3 protein-coding genes are annotated in these 3,310 nt (G+C 38.7%); 1 reads left to right on the top strand and 2 read right to left on the bottom strand.

The genetic code is table 11. The features are described from left to right. Together cphA and AC1DUW_RS24150 are read right to left on the bottom strand one after the other, a co-directional pair. On the bottom strand, positions 1-1,907 hold a 1,907-nt coding region (cphA, locus tag AC1DUW_RS24145; RefSeq protein ID WP_477643659.1), incomplete at its 3' end, for a cyanophycin synthetase. Beyond that, the gene (locus tag AC1DUW_RS24150) at positions 1,904-2,716 is read right to left on the bottom strand and encodes a cyanophycinase (protein ID WP_053345089.1); all 813 of its coding nucleotides are present in this window, start codon (positions 2,714-2,716) and stop codon (positions 1,904-1,906) included. The genes AC1DUW_RS24150 and cphA, both read right to left, overlap by 4 nt. A 183-nt stretch (positions 2,717-2,899) precedes the next feature. On the opposite strand from AC1DUW_RS24150, the gene AC1DUW_RS24155 reads away from it, so the two are divergent. Next, a partial coding sequence (locus AC1DUW_RS24155) for a pyridoxamine 5'-phosphate oxidase family protein (RefSeq protein ID WP_477643660.1) occupies positions 2,900-3,310 on the top strand: 411 nt, incomplete at its 3' end.

Here is a 3,310-nt window from a genome sequence, read left to right on the forward strand (position 1 = left end):
GTGGCATATATAGAGGTGTATATAACCTCTCCATCAGTATACTCTGCCATAGCAGCTACATTCGGATCATCGGCATTCAAAACACAATAACCCGTTTTTTGAACGACCTCAGCTACTAGCCTCTTTAATTTAACGAGATCGTCTAGTGTTTCAATACCGTCACTGCCAAGGTGATCTTCACTCACATTTGTAATAATACCAACATCACATTGACGAAAAGCTAGACCTTCACGAAGAATTCCTCCTCGTGCTGTTTCTAAAACAGCTACATCGACTTCAGGATGGGCCAATATCGTTCTTGCACTAATAGGGCCACTGCAGTCACCTTGTACCAATACCTCTTCGCCGATATACACTCCATCTGAATTCGTCATTCCAACCTTTGTTTTCACATCTGAAAGAAAATAATGAACCAATCGGGTTGTTGTTGTCTTTCCATTTGTTCCAGTTACTGCAATAATCGGGATTGCGGCCTCTTCTCGAGTTGGGAATAAATAATCTACGATGGCTTTGCCAACATCCCTTTTTTTTCCTTCACTAGGATAATGATGCATTCGAATCCCTGGTGCAGCATTCACTTCAATTATTGCCGTTTTTAAATGATTGAAAGGTTTTGATATATCCTGACAGATTAAATCTATTCCCGCAATATCCAATCCGATAGCTTTGGCAGCAGCTATCGCCATATTCCTTTTAGTTGGATGAACCTGGTCCGTTACATCAATTGCCTTTCCACCAGTTGAAAGGTTCGCATTACCGACAACTTGGACCAGCTCACCTTGTTTCGGAATAGTATCAAGGTTCCGGTTCGATTTCTCCAAGTAACACGTTACCGTATGTGTAAGTGGAATTTTTGACATCGGCTTTTCATGTCCGTCTCCCCGCAACGAATTGAGGTTTTCCTTTTCTATCAATCTGCGTAACGTCTCTTTTCCATTCCCAATAACATAGGGAGGAAGCCGCAAACTTGTAGCTGTTAGCTCTCCGTTGACTATCAATAACCGATAATCATGCCCTTCAAAATGACGTTCCACAATGTATTTTTCCACATGAGAATCCAAACAATGGATCACATTAAACAACTCATCCTTATTTTTGATATGGGTTATGACACCCTGGCCCTGTCTGCCGTTATACGGTTTTATAACAAGCGGGAAACCAAGCCTGTCGGCTGAGTCAAATATATCTTCAATTGAGTAGGCGATTTCTCCTTCTGGTACTGGGAGACTGCAACCTTTTAAAATAGCTTTGGTCAATGATTTATCACAGGAATTCTCAACGGCGATATTTGAAGTTTGGCTTGAAATTGTCGCCTGGACATACTTCTGCCTTGAACCAGTTCCTAAGCGCAATAAACTCTCTTCGCCTATTCGTTCGACAGGGATTTTTTTTGAGTGAGCCGCCTGATAAATGGCTTCGGTACTAGGACCAAGTTTATTTTTATAATATAACTGTTCAATTTGGTTCACATATAATTGTACATTGATATGTTTTTCATCATTCAGGATAGCTTCTACGATTTCTTTTGCAGCTAAAAATGCTTGAAGACCTGACTTAGGCTCCTGATAGTCATAGGTAACATAATAAAACCCTTGTTTTTTCATCATAATCGTTTTTCCACGAATGGCATTGATTCCAGCCATATTTTGGAGTTCAATCGTCATATGCTCCAAAATATGGCCCATCCAAGTACCCCGTTTCAGCCTCTCAGCGAATCCGCCTTGATATCCTTGTGAACAAGTATGGCTGCCAAGGTTAGGGAGAGTCTTTAACAACTTTTCATTAAAACCAGGAATAGCATCAGATGGCTGTTTTTCCAGTTCCTCTATATCTAATTCTATACAGATCGTTGGTGTATAAGAAAAATAATTTGGCCCTTTTAAAAAACGGACTCGATTGATTATCATGATTGGATCCCCTTTTTCATCAACAATTTTCTTGTATGCAAGTCAAAACGATAGCCTCTTGTAAGTGTATGAAGCTGAAACCCTGAGAGGGTCAACTCTTCACTGCCATTTTCAGAAGACGTGATATTGATATAATCACTTTTGCTTCCATCAAGCACTAAAACCTGATGTTGACCAAATACTTCAAATTGTCCATCTTTCACTAATATTGCTGTATTTTCATCAATACCTATACCAATAATTTCTTTATTTTCTGCTATCGCACTTAAAAGTCGATCAAAGCGACCACGCTGCGAAAAATGTTGATCAATAAGCAGGCCGTCTAGAAAGCCGAACCCTTTTCCAATCTCCACTTTTAATTTATCATCATTCAGCATCGTGTCAGCTGCGACAATCATTTGCTTACCCATAATTGAAGCACCCGCACTTGTCCCAGCTAGAACCATTCCATTATGCCAGGCCTTTGAAAGAGTATTGTGAAATTTTGACTGCCCAATAAGCTCGGATAATCGGCTTTGGTTTCCTCCGGTTATAAAGATAGCTGAAAAAGAGGCCAGTTGTTCACAAATGGCCTGTTCCTCTGCATCCTTTCTTGAATTCAACTTGATAACTTCAACCTTGCTCACGCCTAAATCTCTAAAAATCCTGATATACTCTTTACTCACTTCTTCAGGAATTTCACTCGCTGTAGGCAGGATGCCAATTCCACCTTTAGCGCGTATCGCGAGTTCAACAAATTTATTTAATACTTCACCTTCAAGGCACTTATCCTCAGCCCCACCGATGATAAGTAATTCACCACAATTCATTGCTCATACTCACCTTTACATATGGATTAAAATCATGAAGTTTTTCTAAACAGAACACATAATGAATAGTATGGCCTTTTGTCATAGTCTTCATTCATAAATTTAGCAAACTGTAGAATTTTGTTTAACTTAATGACATTAGAGGAAAAGTAATAGAGAAAATAATAAAAGGAGTGTGTAAAAATGAGCCAAAACCAATTAAAAGAACAAGTATTGAATATCATCGGCGATCATAAAATAGGTGTTCTATCATCAGTAGAAGATAACAAACCACATTCACGTTATATGACATTTTTCAACGACGAATTAACTTTTTATACACCAACAAATGCATCCACAGAAAAAATAGATGAAATAGAAAAGAATCCTAATGTCCATATCCTAATCGGCTATGAAGATAAAGGATTCGGCGATTCTTACGTGGAAATCTCAGGGACCTCGAAAATAAATGACTCACAGGATCTAAAGAAAAAATTATGGGATACGTCATTTAAAAATTGGTTTGACGGACCAGAAGATCCAAACTATCTATTCCTTCAAATTAAGCCTGAAAGCATCCGTTTGATGAATAACAATGGTGAACCTCCACAAGAA

The sequence above is a fragment of the Peribacillus sp. P4_C12 genome (assembly GCF_056402095.1).